At 58.6% G+C, this 15525-nt stretch carries 14 protein-coding genes; 7 read left to right on the forward strand and 7 right to left on the reverse strand.

Features of this window, described 5'->3' with window-relative positions:
- Nucleotides 1–146: 146 nt before the first annotated feature.
- Nucleotides 147–2519, forward strand: coding sequence for a diguanylate cyclase domain-containing protein (locus FWJ25_RS08610; protein ID WP_306462856.1), 2373 nt, complete (start codon nt 147–149; stop codon nt 2517–2519).
- Nucleotides 2520–2522: 3 nt separating this feature from the next.
- Here FWJ25_RS08610 and FWJ25_RS08615 read toward each other — a convergent pair whose 3' ends face one another.
- Nucleotides 2523–3287, reverse strand: coding sequence for a sulfite exporter TauE/SafE family protein (locus tag FWJ25_RS08615; protein ID WP_149599857.1), 765 nt, complete (start codon nt 3285–3287; stop codon nt 2523–2525).
- On the reverse strand, nt 3278–4414 hold the full coding sequence (locus tag FWJ25_RS08620; protein ID WP_149599858.1) for a transglycosylase SLT domain-containing protein: 1137 nt from the start codon (nt 4412–4414) through the stop codon (nt 3278–3280). Before FWJ25_RS08620 ends, FWJ25_RS08615 begins: the two co-directional genes overlap by 10 nt.
- A gap of 52 nt (nt 4415–4466) precedes the next feature.
- Here FWJ25_RS08620 and FWJ25_RS08625 point away from each other — a divergent pair, with 52 nt between their 5' ends.
- Together FWJ25_RS08625 and FWJ25_RS08630 are read left to right on the forward strand one after the other, a co-directional pair.
- The gene (locus FWJ25_RS08625) at nt 4467–5969 is read left to right on the forward strand and encodes an amidase (protein WP_149599859.1); all 1503 of its coding nucleotides are present in this window, start codon (nt 4467–4469) and stop codon (nt 5967–5969) included.
- Between the two features lie 114 nt (nt 5970–6083).
- Nucleotides 6084–6692: a hypothetical protein gene (locus FWJ25_RS08630; RefSeq protein ID WP_149599860.1), complete on the forward strand. Its 609-nt coding sequence runs from the start codon at nt 6084–6086 to the stop codon at nt 6690–6692.
- A gap of 11 nt (nt 6693–6703) precedes the next feature.
- Here the strand turns inward: FWJ25_RS08630 and FWJ25_RS08635 are convergent, their stop codons facing one another.
- The 4 genes from FWJ25_RS08635 to FWJ25_RS08650 form a co-directional block, all read right to left on the reverse strand.
- Nucleotides 6704–7825, reverse strand: coding sequence for a HupE/UreJ family protein (locus FWJ25_RS08635; RefSeq protein WP_149599861.1), 1122 nt, complete (start codon nt 7823–7825; stop codon nt 6704–6706).
- Entirely contained in the window at nt 7825–8949 is a 1125-nt protein-coding gene (locus tag FWJ25_RS08640) for a tetratricopeptide repeat protein (protein WP_149599862.1), read from the reverse strand. The genes FWJ25_RS08635 and FWJ25_RS08640 overlap by 1 nt, the downstream gene beginning before the upstream one ends.
- 82 nt (nt 8950–9031) lie before the next feature.
- Nucleotides 9032–9268, reverse strand: a complete 237-nt coding sequence (locus FWJ25_RS08645; protein ID WP_246166717.1) for a hypothetical protein — start codon at nt 9266–9268, stop codon at nt 9032–9034.
- Nucleotides 9269–9280: 12 nt separating this feature from the next.
- Nucleotides 9281–10765: a DUF4331 domain-containing protein gene (locus FWJ25_RS08650; RefSeq protein WP_149599863.1), complete on the reverse strand. Its 1485-nt coding sequence runs from the start codon at nt 10763–10765 to the stop codon at nt 9281–9283.
- Between the two features lie 154 nt (nt 10766–10919).
- On the opposite strand from FWJ25_RS08650, the gene FWJ25_RS08655 reads away from it, so the two are divergent.
- Nucleotides 10920–11477, forward strand: coding sequence for a sigma-70 family RNA polymerase sigma factor (locus tag FWJ25_RS08655; RefSeq protein ID WP_149599864.1), 558 nt, complete (start codon nt 10920–10922; stop codon nt 11475–11477).
- The gene (locus FWJ25_RS08660) at nt 11474–12172 is read left to right on the forward strand and encodes an anti-sigma factor (RefSeq protein ID WP_149599865.1); all 699 of its coding nucleotides are present in this window, start codon (nt 11474–11476) and stop codon (nt 12170–12172) included. The genes FWJ25_RS08655 and FWJ25_RS08660 overlap by 4 nt, the downstream gene beginning before the upstream one ends.
- A gap of 5 nt (nt 12173–12177) precedes the next feature.
- Here FWJ25_RS08660 and FWJ25_RS08665 read toward each other — a convergent pair whose 3' ends face one another.
- Nucleotides 12178–13596, reverse strand: coding sequence for an HDOD domain-containing protein (locus FWJ25_RS08665; protein ID WP_149599866.1), 1419 nt, complete (start codon nt 13594–13596; stop codon nt 12178–12180).
- Between the two features lie 209 nt (nt 13597–13805).
- On the opposite strand from FWJ25_RS08665, the gene FWJ25_RS08670 reads away from it, so the two are divergent.
- Together FWJ25_RS08670 and FWJ25_RS08675 are read left to right on the forward strand one after the other, a co-directional pair.
- Complete coding sequence (locus tag FWJ25_RS08670) at nt 13806–14813, forward strand: methionine ABC transporter ATP-binding protein (protein ID WP_149599867.1); 1008 nt, start codon at nt 13806–13808, stop codon at nt 14811–14813.
- Complete coding sequence (locus FWJ25_RS08675; RefSeq protein WP_149599868.1) at nt 14813–15478, forward strand: methionine ABC transporter permease; 666 nt, start codon at nt 14813–14815, stop codon at nt 15476–15478. The genes FWJ25_RS08670 and FWJ25_RS08675 overlap by 1 nt, the downstream gene beginning before the upstream one ends.
- Nucleotides 15479–15525: the final 47 nt, after the last annotated feature.

The raw sequence follows: 15525 nt of genomic DNA on the forward strand, positions 1-15525 counted from the left end.
GTAGATCTGACATTCCCGGAGGGTTTGTTAAAATTCATACAGTGCAATCTGAGACCGGAATAGTGGATTGGCGCTGGGTGCGTTGAACGGAGGCTTTCTATTTTTTCCCTGTATTACCTGTCCTCAATAACCGGAGCTGATCGACGGTGGTGATCAAACACTGGTTCGAAAGCCTTGCAAACCGGGCGGTAGCCCTTGTGGTTGTCGTTATCGTGCTTTCCGCGCTGACAGTCACAATTGTGGGTGCTCTGCTGAGCCGTGGGGAGCTTGAGCAGCAGGCAACCAATCAGGTAGTTACCATTGCCCGGCTGGTGGCCAGTGAGCTGGATGAAAAACTCGCGAGCCGCCTGAAAATCCTCAATCATGTTGCTCAGAGTTTCACCATGGATGCCCAGGTGTTCGAGTCCCGGGCCCGGGTTCTGCTCCAGCAGCAGACCGCGCTGGAACATCTGTTTGACGGGCTTTACCTTATTGATTCCAATGGCCGGGTCATGGCGGAGTTTCCCGAGGAATACGGGCTGATTGGTCAGGACGTGAGCCAACGGGACTACTTCCGCGATGCGGGCAACTTCAATACACCGGTCATCAGCGAGCCCTACCTGTCCCTCTACCGGGATACCCCTGCGATTATGATTGCAGCGCCGGTGTTCAATCATAGTCACCGGTTCATCGGCATGATCGGAGGTGCGCTCATGCTGGAAGGCGAGCAGTTCATGCAGGAGTTCGCCCGAGTTCGTATCGGTGAGACCGGCTACCTCTCTATCGCTACCCGGGCCGGAACCACGCTTGCTCACGGCGGTACCGGTGAAGTGATGGTGCCCGTTCGGATAGAGAACCCGGTGCTGCGTGACGCCATGTCGGGGTTTGAAGGCACTAAAAGCAGTAAGAGCAAGGACGGTTCTGCAGTCATCGTTTCGGTGCAGCAGATGGCTCAGGTGCCCTGGTTTGTGGCCGCTGTCTGGCCAACCCGGGAGGCCTTCGCGCCGATGACCAGGACCGCCGATGCCTTTGTCTGGACCCTGTTGGCGGTTATTGCGGTTATGGCTCCAGTGGCGCTGTTTGTGTTCCGCCGATTGATGCGGCCACTGACGACACTGGGAGATGAAATAAACGAACGCCATCTCGGAGTGCGAACTACGCCGGTCAGTGTTGCCGGAGGCCGGGAGATTCGCCACGTTGCCCAGATCTTCAATACAGTGATGGACGAACGGGACGAAGTGCTGGGGTCGTTGGCGGAGCGCGAGGCATTTTTCCGCTCGCTGACACAGAGTGCCCCGATTGGCATCATCCAGACCGATGTGCTCGGGCGGATCGAATTCGTCAACCCGGCCTATGAACAGCTGATCGGCCGCCCCGCCTCGGACCTCCAGCACTCTTACCTGGGTAACAGTATCTACCCCCCGGATCGGGAACAGGCGTTGTCCGGCTGGCAAAAGTCTCTGCAACAGCATGAGGTTTTCCGGGGCAGGCTGCGGCTGCTGAGCCGGAATGATGAGCAGCTGATCTGGGGGGATGTCATGACTTCTGTCATCGAAACTCCGGATAAGGCATTGGGTACCATCACGGTGGTCCGTGATATTACCCGGGAGCTGGAAACAGAGACCGCATTGCGGGAAGAGCAGCAGCGTGCCGAACACATTCTGGGTGTACTTCAGGAAGGTGTGCTGATGATCGATGTTGAAGGCCAGATCCGGTATGCCAACCAGGCTGCCTGCCAGTTTCTGGGTGGCGGCTTCAGAGGCGATTGTGTTCAGGTCAACTTCTTCGAGCAAGCCGTCATCAGGGATGCCGAACGGGAACTGGGGCGATCTGATTTCCTTGGGGCTGACGACATGGATAGCCTGTATGTCACGTTGAGAAATTCTGCAGGAGAGGTCTTTGATATTGACCTGACAATGCTCCACGTTCGCAAGGGCACGGCGGACGAACGCATGGTCTTTGTACTCAGGGATGACAGTGAACGTCGGCGTGAAGAGGAACGTTTGTCCTGGGAGGCAACCCACGATAGCCTGACCCAGCTGGCGAATCGCCGGGCCTTCACGGCGGAACTGGTGAAGTGTCTTGGTGAGTCGCCACGCCAGAAAGCCCGTTCAGTGCTGATTCTGATCGACCTCGATTATTTCAAACCCGTTAACGACGAAGGCGGGCATTTGCTGGGCGATGATCTTCTGAAACAGCTGGCGGAGCTGTTCATGGCGTCTGTGCGCCAATCCGACACGGTGGCGCGCCTCGGCGGCGATGAATTCGGGATCATCCTGCCCGCCTGCGGGCTCGACCATGCGAAGGCTCTGGCGGAAAAAATCCGGGTGGGCGTCGAGGCGCTGCGCATTGAGCAGGACGGCCGTAGCTTCGGAGTGACTGCGAGCATTGGCGTTACTGAGATGACGGCGCAGGACAGCGGTACGCGGGAAGTGGTGTCCCGGGCCGACGAGGGAACCTATATTGCCAAATCCCGGGGCCGTAACATGGCAATCGTGGTGCCAGCGCCGCCGGACGTTGAAGAGCCTGACGTGAGCTGAGTCTTACCACCAGCCAGCGGATACACCTGCGAGCCAGATAAGCCTCACGGCCAGGGCCGTCAGCACCACATTAAAGGCATGGTTGAACCAGCGATTGCTCAGGGTCTTCAGCAGGTGCAGGCCTAGCCAGGTTCCGCCAAAGCCGGCGACGATCATCGCCAGGATGAAGGGAATCCAGTCGGGAAAAACAAAGCCGGCCACGGTGAATACCAGCGCCTTTGGCGCATGCTGCAGGGTCATCGCCGTAGCAAAGGTCGAGACTGTCCGAAACCGGTCGGTATGAATCTGTTTGATAAACGCGGCAACCAGTGGCCCTGTGGCGCCCACGAACAGGCTGATAAAACTGGTCAGCCCTGAGGCAAGAAAAACGCCTGCACTGCCAAGGGATCCTTTGGGCAACGGCGGTCCCCAACACAGGTAAAGCACGAACGCCGCGATGGTGAGTTGCCAGATGTGGCTGGGCAGATCGACCAGCAGCCAGGCACCCACCCCAGCCCCAACCACCACACCTGGAGCAAACGCGGCAATCACCTTCCAGTCGATGTGTTGCCGGGTCAGGGCTGCCCGGCCCGCATTGGAGCCCAGCTGAATCATGCCATGGACCGGAATGATCGCAGCCGGAGGCATCCAGCTTGCCATCAGTACCAGCAACAGCACCCCTCCACCAGCCCCCAGGCTGGCGGTGATCATGGAGGTCAGCGTCGAGCTGATGAGCAGGAAAATGGCGACGGCCAGGCTCAGGCTGTCCGGTAGCAGAGTCAGTTCCATTTACAGAATTCCGAGGCATTCAGGGTGTTGGTTCGGCACAGAGCGCGAGTGGCGAGTTCGACATCCGCAACGTAGTACAGGGACGCCAGGCCAAGCCGATCGCGCCCGAGGTTGTGGAAGACCATACCGAAGGCAATGTCTCCGGCAGTGAAGCGCTCCTGGTGTTCGGCAAAATAACGGGCCGGCCTGGAAAGCAGGTCATCGCTGATCAGGGATTCTACCCGGCCAGCTCCGCCATGATAGGCCTGGATCAGCAGCAGCGTAAACAAGCGGTTGCGCTTGTCCTCTGGCAAATGTCCGAAGCGTTCTTCAAATGCTGGCCCCAGATTTCGCGCATTCTGATTCATCAGCTTCAGAGCGCAGTCAATCTGAGCCAGGCGATGCCAGTAGTTCCGGGGCTTGATCTGGCAATCGGACAGCGCGGAAGGCGAGAGCTGGAGAATACCCCGTGCATTGGCTCCGGAATGGGCGCGAGCCTGCCCGCCACTCTCGATCAGAAGCTGGCCGGCGAGATAGACCGGCAGCTCGGTTGGCAGCTGCAGTCGCTGCTGTTCCATTCGTTTGCCATATACATACAGCAGTGCCTCATGCAGCGAGCCCGGTTGCCCGCTGGAAGCGAACGCCAGATCATCCCAGGCTCCCCAGATCCGGTCTGCCGGCAGCGTCCCCAGATAGCGGGCAATAGCTTCGTTGAGATCCACATGGGGCTGATCGCAGGCCAGGGCGAAAGGGTATCCGGTAATGTCGCTCCCGCCCGCCACCCAGGTTTCTGCCCTGCCATCGTCATGCAGGGAACGGCGGATGTCGTTGAGACGTATCTGGGTATCGGTACGGTCATTACCATCGGACATCCACGCGAGAAAACGCCCACGCAGATCAAACAGGATATGCCTGTTTACATCACTGCAGTAGCCCGAGGATTTCAGCACCCACTGGCGAACGGTCAGGATGTTGCTGTAGACCCCCTGGCTGGTCCAATAGGGCGATGAGCGAACCACGCGGGTCCATCCCTCATCTTCCGGCGGGTTGGAATCATCGGTGGGTTCAGCGTGAATTGGCCCGCAACTACCTGCTGCCAGGATGAAAATAAGTGCTGCCTGTCGTAGGCTATTGAGTTTGCATTTCATACATGTGCAATCCGTGACCTGCCCGCTTACACAATAACAAACGGAACCCGACATGAAACAATCCGAATACCTGCGCTATGACGCCACCGCCCTGGCCGACCTGATCCGCCGTGGCGATGTATCCTCCAGGGAAGTGTGCGAGGCCGCAGTTGAGCGGGCAACACGCGTTAACGGTACCATCAACGCCATCTGCTATCCCCAATTCACCGAAGCACTGGCTCAGGACTTCCCGAAGGGTGCGCCTTTTTCCGGTGTCCCGATGCTGCTCAAGGATTTGTCCCAGGAACAGGCGGGGCACCCCTGTACCTATGGTAGCCGGGGATTGGCAAAGAATGTGGCACCCCAGGACTCGGAATTCGTGCGCCGTGCCCGGGCCGGAGGACTGACGTTTCTGGGGCGTACGGCGACGCCAGAATTGGGGCTCAAGGCTGTCACCGAATCAGAGCTCTGGGGCCCTTCCCGTAACCCCTGGAACCCGGACCTGACCCCCGGTGGCTCCAGTGGAGGTTCCGGCGCTGCGGTGGCTGCGGGCATCGTGCCCATGGCAGGAGCCAATGATGGTGGTGGGTCCATACGGATTCCTGCGGCCTATAATGGCCTGTTCGGACTGAAACCCTCCCGGGGCCGGATTTCTAATGGTCCATTTGCGGGGGAAGCCTGGACTGGAGCCTCCTCCGATCACGTGGTTTCCCGAACGGTACGAGACAGTGCAGCGATGCTGGATGTTCTCAGTGGCCCCGCGCCTGGTGACCCGTTTGTGATTCCGGCACCTGCGGCGCGGTATTCTGATCTGATCCAGAAATCTCCGGGTAGCCTGAAAATCGGGGTGTTTACGGCATCCCCGTACGACACCGAAGTGGCCCCGGAATGTGTTGCTGCGGTTGAGTCCACGGCCAGAATCCTGGAAAACCTTGGCCACAAGGTTGAATATGCCCGTCCCGAGTTCGACGGTATGGCGCTTGCCCGTTGCTATCTGGGACTCTATTTCGGTGAAGTGTCCGCGATGATGCAGCGGGCCCGGGAGCAGTTTGGTGCCAAAGATGAGGACTTCGAGCTGGATACCCGGCTGCTCGGAATGCTCGGTGACAGCATGCCGTTGCCGGAATACGTTCGCCGACGCCAGCAGTGGAACGAGTTCGCCCGCGCATTGGGCGCCTTTTTTCAGAGTTATGATCTGTATCTTTGCCCGACGACGGGCCAGTTGCCCGCCCGTGTTGGCGAGCTTGATACCCCGGTACATATGAAGCTCGCGGGTAAGCTGATGCTGGCCTTGAAAGCGGGTAAATTAGTGCATCGCACCGGCCAGGTGGATCAATTGGCCATGGAAAGCCTTGGCCGGACACCGTTTACCCAGCTTGCCAACCTCACTGGTACACCAGCGATGTCTGTCCCCATGCACTGGAGCGAGAGCGGGTTACCCGTAGGTGTGCAGTTTGGTGCATGTCACGGTAATGAGGCCGGACTGCTGCAGTTGGCAGCCCAACTGGAGGAGGCCAACCCCTGGTTTGGTCAGTACGAGCGGTTGGACCGCGATTTTTCAGAACAGGGGTTGTGATCTGATTGTTGCACCTCCACGTTTATTTTTGTGCCGAGAACAGGCTATGCTGTTGAACAGGAGGACCTGTTCCTTCCAGACAGACCCTGATGGCATCGAGGAGGCGAGCGCATTATGAACCAACCGATGGCAATCGATGAACTGGTATCTGTAGCACAGGCTGAAGCCATGGGGGAGCTGGATGCGCCCATGATGGCTATTGTCCTGTCCAGTGAGCAAAGCTACGACTTGCCCATCAACTCTCTTGAAACCGATGCCGACAAGGCCCGTTGGGGATTGATCCTCCGGGCTGCGCGCGAGCATGTGGAGGCAGACGCCGTGGCTGTCCTCTACCCGGCATGGACCACCATTCGACAAAAAGCGGAGAAATCAGAGGCAGCGGAAGAATCTTCTGCGGAGAGCGCCGGTGAGGATGGCGAAAATGCTCCGATCGACACTCTGTTTGTGCAACTCCATACCCGGGACCATGTCTACTGGCGTGGTTTTGAGCAGATCCGGGACCCCAAACACCAGCGCATTATCGGTTTCCGCCGCATCAAGGCGCTGTCCACAGATTACAAACGCGATGAAGCGCCCTCGGTGACCGCCTGGCTGAGCACCCTGTTTGAGCCGCTGCCTGAGGAAGGTGAGGAAACCGCTGTTGATCGGGAACTCGCGGACCTTCTGGAAGAACCGGAAGTGACTGCGGCACTCTACCCCAGGCAACTGCGGGCGTTGCACTGAGCCGGACACCGTCAGATCTGGGTTGCCCGTTCAGCAACCCAGGTCAGGCTGGTGATGGCTACGCCCAGCAGAATCAGGGGAACGGCGGCCCGGCGATAGAGAGGGCTGTGCCCGAACAGGTACAGTAGCGGGAAGACGGTGATCAGAAGGGCCAGTTGGCCGAGCTCTACGCCAAGGTTAAATCCGGCCAGGGCGATGGTCAGATTCGCTGTACCGCTGGTCAACCCCGAGAGCACGCTGGCGAAGCCAAAGCCGTGGATGAGCCCGAACCCGAAGGCTAGTTTCCAGGTTTTCCGTCCAAGGAACGGCCATGCCACGTTCAGTGCAGCCACGGCGATGGACAGGGCGATCACCGTTTCAACCCAGGCAATGGGCAGCCTGATGATATCCAGGGCCGACAGCGCCAGTGTCAGGGAATGGGCGATGGTAAAGGCGGTGACGATGCCAGCGAGTTGCATCAGGCGTTCCCGCAATGACGGTTGGGGATGCGCTGATGGTTCCCCGACCACCAGGCTGGCTGGCAGGACGAGGACCAGAAGAAACAGAATGTGGTCCAGGCCGATCAGCAGGTGAATTACCCCTTCATGGATAAACGTGGAAAAGGTTCTCCACGGTTCGGGCTGGTGCCCTTTCAGGGGCAGAACCTGTTTATCCGGGGCCAGCACCGCAAGGCTGGTTTCACCGTCCTGACGCAGCTCCATCAGCCCCCGGTGAAGGCTGTCCCGGTCAAACAGGAGGTTGTAGCCCAGGCGTGCCGGCGGCTCATCTCCGGGGCAGCGCACCCGATACCGACTGGCGACGTAGTGTCCGTCGCTGTGACGGCTGATTCCCCATTGCTGACCATCAAGTTGACAACGTTGCCCCCTGGCAGTTTCCAACGTGAGGCCTCGTTCAATCACGCGGGTTATGTCGGCACGAGTGGCCTGCAGTTCCCGCCAGGTAATCTGCCGGTCGCTGTCGAGGTCTATCGGAACCAGTAACGCGATGTCACGAACGGCGACGTCAATCCGAAGACCTGAACTATCCAGATCGACGTAGAGGAAACTGTCGCTTGCCTTGTGGCCAAAAGCGGTCGCTGAAGCGAGAGCCAAGACGACCAGCATGATCGCCTTGACTACGAACTGACTGTCCATCAGTAGCCCTCCGGATATCTGGCATCGACTTGCTGGTTCTGGTCCAGCCATTGAGAAAGTTCGGTCAGTGCTGATGAGGATTGGCCAGCCATTGCGGCCCTCAACGCCAGCCGGGTGTCCAGAGGTTCACGCTGAGTCTGCCAGTTTTCCAACGCGTATTTGAGAGCGATGTCTGTTTGCCCTTCCACGTCGAGTTTGAAGCGTGAAAATTCCCGTTTGTGCAGCAGGGAACCGCGCCATTGAGCTTCTTCAAATCGCTCCCTGAGGGTCTGCGCGAGTGCGGTGAAGCCGGGATCGCCAGCCTTCTTCAGGGTAATGACCCGAATGACAGACAGTGCATCTACCTGTTCGTACCCCGACGTCAGCGTCAGAACTTCCTCAAACCTTTCGTTCATTAGCAGCCAGTCGGCCAGTTGCGCCCGAGCGTAAAGGTCATCGGGGTTGTCGGTGATGACATTGCTCCAGTGATCTGCCGTCGAGTCCAGCCCCTGCTGCGCGGCGATCTCGGCCAGCGTTCCCTCAGCCCAGACTCGCTCCACCGGGTTTGTGCTGGATGTTGTGGCGAGTTGTTGTGACAGCCAGCGGTAGGCTTTCGGGGCGTCACCGGTCCGGGCCTGGACCAGGGCCCTGCAACTATCGGCGACGAGGCCCGGATAGAGGGCGTCCAGGCTCTGGCAGTGATTTAGCGATTGGGTGTAGCGACCTTGTACCAGTTCAAGGTTCGCCAGGGTCAGGCGAGCCTGAATCCGCTGGCTCCGGTCGGTTGTGTCCGCGAGGACGCGGTTCAGGTCTGCTCTCGCATCTTCAAATCGGTGAAGACTCTGAGCGAGCGTTGCCCGCAGTACCCGAAGCCGGTCATTGATATCCTCATCAGGGACTTGTTGGAATAGCCGGTCTGCGTAGCCCAGGAAACGGGGGTCTCCGGATGCACGGGCCTGTTTGATCAGACTTTGAATCTTGTCTGCTAGTGCATCCCTCGACATGGCGGCTGTCGTGTCTTTCGGGAAGGGGGCCGGAAGCCCGGCCGGCAGCGTCGCAAGGACTGTATCGTCGTGAAACTCCGACTCAATTGGCGCCGGCGAAGCGATGGCCGATGCCGACAGGAGCCAGATCGTCGTGGTCATAACAGCCCTAAAAGCCCAGCCCCGAAGGGCTGGGATAAAGGGCACCGGCGTTACCCGGAGGTTTGGCCGGCACGGAGACACCTTACTGGAGCAGGTCATTGTAGGCCTGCGGGTTGTCGTTATCGTTGAAACTGAAGTCCACCGGATTGACGGGGACGGGCTTCTTGAGCGCGTCGGTAGCTGCGACCTGAGCCTTGACGAACGCGGTGAAATCGACTGTTGGATCAGGTCTGGCACTGTTGCTGCCTGAGTTGTTTGAGCAGCCTGCCAGCAGCATCATGCCTGCTGCGAGAACACTCAATTGGGTTATCAGCTTCATAGCTGGCTCCTGTTAGTTGTTGGGTGAGCCTGCAACAGGCGTTGCCAGGTATGGGAAAGCATCACTCAACTCGGCAGGGTCAAGCTGAACCCCGTCGGTGTAGGCGAGATTGCCATCCGGAGCATCAGAGCCAGCGGCCCCGTCGGTGTAGACGAGTACCCCCATAGCAACGCGGAGTGCGATGTCCACGGTGTCGTCGACCGGTCGGCGTCCATTGGGGAAGCCGGCGTTATCGCCACCCAGTACTCCGAGGTCGTTTTGCGTACCCACAGGCGTGGCCGCAATAGCCGGGTTCAGACGCAGCATTTCCGATGCGGTGACGCCCACTGGCCGGTTAACGCCATCGATGCCCGTCAGGAAGGCGGTGACCAGGTCTGTCCTCGGAAAGTTATTGGGAGCGGTGACCGGGAACAGCACTTCAATCAATTCGGGCAATGTCGGATGGGTTACGTACGTTGCGAACTGGCCGTCATCCGCAGGTTCACTGGCATTGAAGCGATCCTTGTCCTTCAACCCGATCACCACTTCATTAACCAGCGGCATACCGAGCCTGGAGATCTGTGTATAGGCCCCGCCCTCCACAGTGGCGCCCTTGCCGTTTGCCTTGGGTGCCGGGTTGATGATTCTGGCCTGTCGCACGCTGGCTGTTGTCCAGCCACCCAGAACCGGATCCCCGGCAGAGGTTTCTGCCGTTCCGGTCAGGCAACTGGTCGGGACTTCGAGGGCAAGCGAGGTCACGTTCTTGTCTGCGAGATCACCTGCCCCCTCACCATCCCTGGCTCCTAGGGGGTTGGTGTTAACCAGATCGAAGATCTCTCCAAGATTAACCGCGAAGGCTTCTTTCCGCTGGCCGACAAATACTTTGCCGGTGGTTCCGCAGCCCGGTATGGCCATGTCGAAGATGTGGGCGTCGGCGTACCCCGCGTAGTCGGCAAAGGACTTGCCGCCGATGTTGTCCAGGGGCTTTTCGAAGGTGTCTGTGCCGGTGGTCGCATTAGTAATGGTTTGTTGGGTGCCGGTGCGACGGTCTCCGCGAATGACGGTGATGGTGTACTGCTGGCTGAGCTGGACGTTTCCATCTGCGCTCGCGTCACCGATGTTCTTGAGCGGAACCGAGACCATTTCCTGCTGGCCGTCGGGACCTACCGGTAGCTGGATATCGTTGAGGATATCGGTGAACTGGAACTGGAATGTGATGTCTTCCTGCGCGTCACCGGAGTTCTCAATATGAATCTCATAGATGGCATCGTCATCCAGGTCGAAGTAGTTCGGACCGCCGTAGGCGTCCTGCAGAGGCAGGTAATTGGCAATCAGGGTGACGTAGTCCTCCCGTCCTGCTTCATAGCTCCGGAACATGTAGAAATCGGTGCCATCCAGTTTCGGGGTTTCTGTGATGAAAGGTGCTTCCCGGTGACTGGAGGCATAACCGCTAGTGGCACCGAGGCATAGCCCCGAGATGGTAAGGGCGAGGGCTGAGCGTTTGATGGTTTTGTTCATTGCATTTTCCTCGACTGTTTTTGGGTTGTGCCGAGGAAGAAACGCACGAGGTGTCAGTTCAGATGCAGGTGAGTTACAAAAAAAATGGCGGATCCATGCATCCCCATCAAGGAAGTGGGCGTAGAGGTTAGTAAGGACAGATAATGGAGCAAACATGGCAGAACCCAACTCAGATCAGTCCGACCTCATGCACTTGCTGGTGGCTGTCTCCCGGCAGGACCGCGACGCCTTTCACGAGCTCTATAGCAGGGTGGCATCACGCATGTTTGGGGTATGTCTCAAACTTGCCGGCCACCGGGAACTCGCGGAAGAGGCGTTGCAGGAGGCGTTTATCCAGATTTGGCATCATGCCCGGGAATACCATAGTGATCGTGGTTCGCCTATGGGGTGGATGATGACCATCGCGCGCTACCGTACGCTTGATCTGATTCGCTCCCGAAAGGTGCGTCAGACCGGGAGTGATGAGCATATTGACCAAATGCGCGATGAGCGCGCAGGTCCTCTGGATGAGTCACTGAGAAGCGCCGGAGCAGCAGAACTGACCGGCTGTCTGGACGAACTGACCAATGCCCAGCGGGACAGCATCTTGCTGACCTTCTACAAGGGGTTGAGTCACGAAGAGCTATCGCTCGCTCTCAGTTCTCCGTTAGGCACGGTGAAAAGCTGGATCAGGCGAGGACTTTTGGCGTTGAAAAGGTGTCTGGACCAATGAAGAAAACGACCGAACGTGTCGAGACGCTTGCGGCTGAATACGTGCTTGGAACACTCCATGGCAAGGCTAGGCAGGGGTTTGAACGCTGGATGATGGAGTCCGTCCGGGTTCGTCAGGAGGTCTGGTTCTGGGAAGAAAAGCTTGGGGCTCTGGCCTCGGAGGTACCGGAGCAGGTGCCTCCGGTTTCGGTTTGGCATGCGATCGAGAAGCGCCTCTGGCCCGACATCCAGGCAGCGAATGACGAGTCCGGATCCAGCAGTCGCTGGTTGTGGCCTGGTTGGAGTCTGGTGGCGACAGCTGCTGCGATTGTCATGGCTGTTCTTCTGGTGCAGCAACCCCGGCCGTCAGTTGATGGCCAGCTTGCAGGTGCCGTTGTGCAGGCGGATGTGGACGACCCGCTGTGGCTGGTGAGCGAATCCGGCAGAGATCGCTGGCTGAAGTTGAAACCGGTAGCCGCGAATGCGGCTGAGACCGGCAAGGATTATGAGCTCTGGATTGTGCCAGAGGAGGGCGATCCGCTTTCCCTCGGTGTGATCCCCGCAGGTGGTGTTTATCAGGTCACCTTGAACGACGAGGCGCGGGAAAGCCTGTCCCGGAGTAGAACCCTGGCTATCAGTCTTGAGCCCGTGGGTGGTTCGCCAACCGGGGCTCCTACCGGGCCGATACTCCACGTGACCAGGCTCTACGAGCTTTGAGTTGGTCAGTTTGCAGACATCATGTTCAGGCACAGCTGGGCGTTTTGAATGAAGTGGCTGAATGCAGATAGTTGCTGCTCGGAGGGCACATAGTCTCCGGCTGCGTTGTCCGCATAGAACAGCCCGACCAGGCGCCCTCTGGCCTTGAGAGGACCGATCAGCGCGGGGACCCGCCCGAGCCAGCGATCGTATGGTACGCCGGCGGCATTGGCTGCTGGCCGATAGATGGCGCTGGCGGTGTTGGGAAGCAGGCTGCCCAGTGGCCCCGTTCCGTCTCTGGCGATAGTGAATTGTTCGCGCCATTCCTCGGTCCCCCGTCCCCCGACCTTGCGAGGCACCAGCAATTGACCTTCGCGGTCAGTCATCAGCAACGCGACCCGCTGCATACCAATAGCCCGGTGAATACCTTCAATAACCAACTGGCAGATTTCATTGATGTCCGGTTTTTCAGCGAGGGTCTGGGTCATGTCCCGCAGCACCTGCAGTTGCAGTTCGGGATCGATGTCCGGCGCCTTTGAGGTTCCGTTGGCTCCCCCGCTCTGGCTCCCCGGCATCAGTGCCGTCACCTGAGGAATACCCAGGGAAACAGCAACCCTGGCCGCTTCAGAGGCATTTACCTTGATTTGATCCCGAATCGCCGCAGGTGCTACCCCTGTGTCTTTACCAAGCTGTTCAAGCAGCCTGTCCATCTCTGAACCGCTCCATCCATTTTCGGATAGCCGGGCCATTTCAACTGAGTGCCGGACCAGGCTTGCACCAGGAGAATTGGGTTGGCCGGAAGACACCACGTCGCGGATAAACGGGCCCAGAGACCAGGCTTCTACCAGGCCACGGGTGATCTCGGGAAAGGTGGTATGCAGAACAGCCCTTTGGGCCTCGGCCGGCGGTTCTTCCAGACGCAGGCGCTGCTCCAGTTCCGTTGCCTGCTCGGTATCGCAGGACCAGAACGCGAGTTCGCCGATGGTCATCAGCAAGCCGCCGATAAACACCTCTTCCAGAGCCGTCTCGTTTCGTTTCGGCATAAGACACCGGGCCTGTACTGCGGCGTGGATGGCGCGGGCCAGGCAGCGTAGCAAGTGAGGACGGTCATTGCGCTGGAGCAGTGCGTCCACCACCAGAGACGAAATAGCCATGGATTTAACGGCATCGTATCCGATCAGAGTAATTGCCCGGCTAACCGTGCTGACCTGGGTACGGGTCTGGTTGTAAAAGACGGTATTGGAGAGCCGGAGAACCTGCGATGTGAGCTGCGCATCGTTCAGGATGACATTGGCAAGCTCATTCACCGTGCTGTTCTTGCTGTCGGTGAGTTCGTCGATGCGGCGCAGGGTGTTGGCGAGAACCGGTAATTCAACCTTACTGAGGTAATTGACCCAGGCCTGGGTTGAGGTAAGGCGTTCCGTGGGTGTGTTGTTTGTGGTCAAAGTGGCGATCTCTGCCAGAGTGTTTTTAGAGTGTGATCAAGTGACAGTCTAGCAGTGTCGCATCAGGTGTCAGGTAACCGTTTGTGTCGGCTTTATACGGGGATTTACCCATGCCCGTCCCCACACTGTGGCATCGATTCACATTCGGGTTTGATCATTGTTTGCGCTATAATCGCGCGTTTTAGAGTTGCACCCACAAGGCGCTGACTGTGATTGTATTTGACCAGGTACAGAAGTCTTATCAGGTAGGCGGCCGGGCGATCCCTGCGCTGCAGCCTACGGATATGACCATTGAAACCGGCGAGGTGTTTGGCATCGTCGGTCATTCCGGTGCGGGAAAGTCCACACTGATCCGTTTGATCAACCTGCTGGAGCCGCCCACCGGTGGCCGTATTCTGATCGACGATGAAGACATCACCGGATACAACCCCGCCCGGTTGCGGGATTTTCGCCGCAAGGTCGGGATGATTTTTCAGCACTTCAACCTGCTGTCCTCGAAGACGGTTGCGGACAACATTGCCTTCCCGATGAAGCTGGCGGGTACCTACTCGAAAGCTGAAATCCGCGAACGGGTTCAGGAACTGCTGGCCCGGGTCAGCCTGACGGATCACGCTAACAAGTTTCCATCCCAGCTGTCCGGAGGCCAGAAACAACGCGTGGGTATCGCCCGTGCTCTGGCCTGCCGCCCGACCATTCTGCTGTGTGATGAGGCCACCAGTGCACTGGACCCGCAAACCACCCAGTCAGTATTGAACCTGTTGGCGGACATCAACCGCGAACTGGGCCTGACCATTGTTCTGATCACTCATGAAATGGACGTGGTGCGCCGGGTCTGCGACCGGGTGGCGGTGATGGATGCTGGTCGTGTGGTGGAGATGGGGCCGGTGAGTGACGTGTTCCTGCACCCGAAGCACCCGACCACCCGGGATTTTGTCTTCGAGAGCGAAAACATCGATGACGAAGAGCTTGAGCAAGATCTGGCCAAGGCCGATGGTCGTATCCTGCGTCTGACATTCAAGGGCGAGTCTACTTATAAACCGCTGTTGGGCAGTGTGGCCCGGGAATCCGGTGTGGATTTCAGCATCCTGTCCGGTCGTATCGATCATATCAAGGACACCCCCTACGGCCAGTTGACCCTGTCGCTTGTGGGCGGTGACCTGGACATCGCCATGAAGCAATTTGAAGCCGCCGACGTTCACGTGGAGGTCCTGCGCTGATGGAAGCACTACTGAGTAACGTGGACTGGACGGAAATCGGCTGGGCGAGCTGGGATACCCTGGTGATGGTGGGCATGTCACTGCTGTTCAGTGTGGTGATCGGCCTGCCGATTGGTGTGCTGCTGTTCCTCACCGGCAAGCGCCAGTTGCTGGAACAGCCAGTAGCCTATGCGGTGCTGTCGTTCGTGGTGAACGTACTGCGTTCGGTGCCGTTTATCATTCTGCTGATCGTGATGATTCCCTTCACGGTGATGCTGATCGGCACCTCACTGGGTGTTGCCGGTGCCATCCCACCGCTGGTCGCTGGTGGCGCGCCCTTCTTTGCCCGCCTGGTGGAAACCTCCCTGCGCGAGGTGGACCGGGGCATCATTGAGGCGACCCAGGCCATGGGCGCCAGTGTGCGTCAGATCATCTTCGGCGCCCTGCTGCCCGAAGCCCTTCCCGGCATCATTGCCGGTGTGACCGTAACCGCCATTACCCTCGTTTCCTACGCGGCCATGTCTGGCGTTATAGGCGGCGGTGGTTTGGGTGATCTTGCTATCCGGTTCGGTTATCAACGATTCCAGACTGACGTCATGGTGATTACTGTGGCGTTACTGGTGATCTTTGTGCAGGTACTGCAGATGGTGGGCGACCGCCTGGTGCTGTACTTCAGCCGGAAGTAATCACCGTTTGGGGGGAAGCCGTCGACAGACGCTGCTTCCCGAAAAAC

Source organism: Marinobacter salinexigens (assembly GCF_008370345.1).
GTDB classification, from domain to species: domain Bacteria; phylum Pseudomonadota; class Gammaproteobacteria; order Pseudomonadales; family Oleiphilaceae; genus Marinobacter; species Marinobacter salinexigens.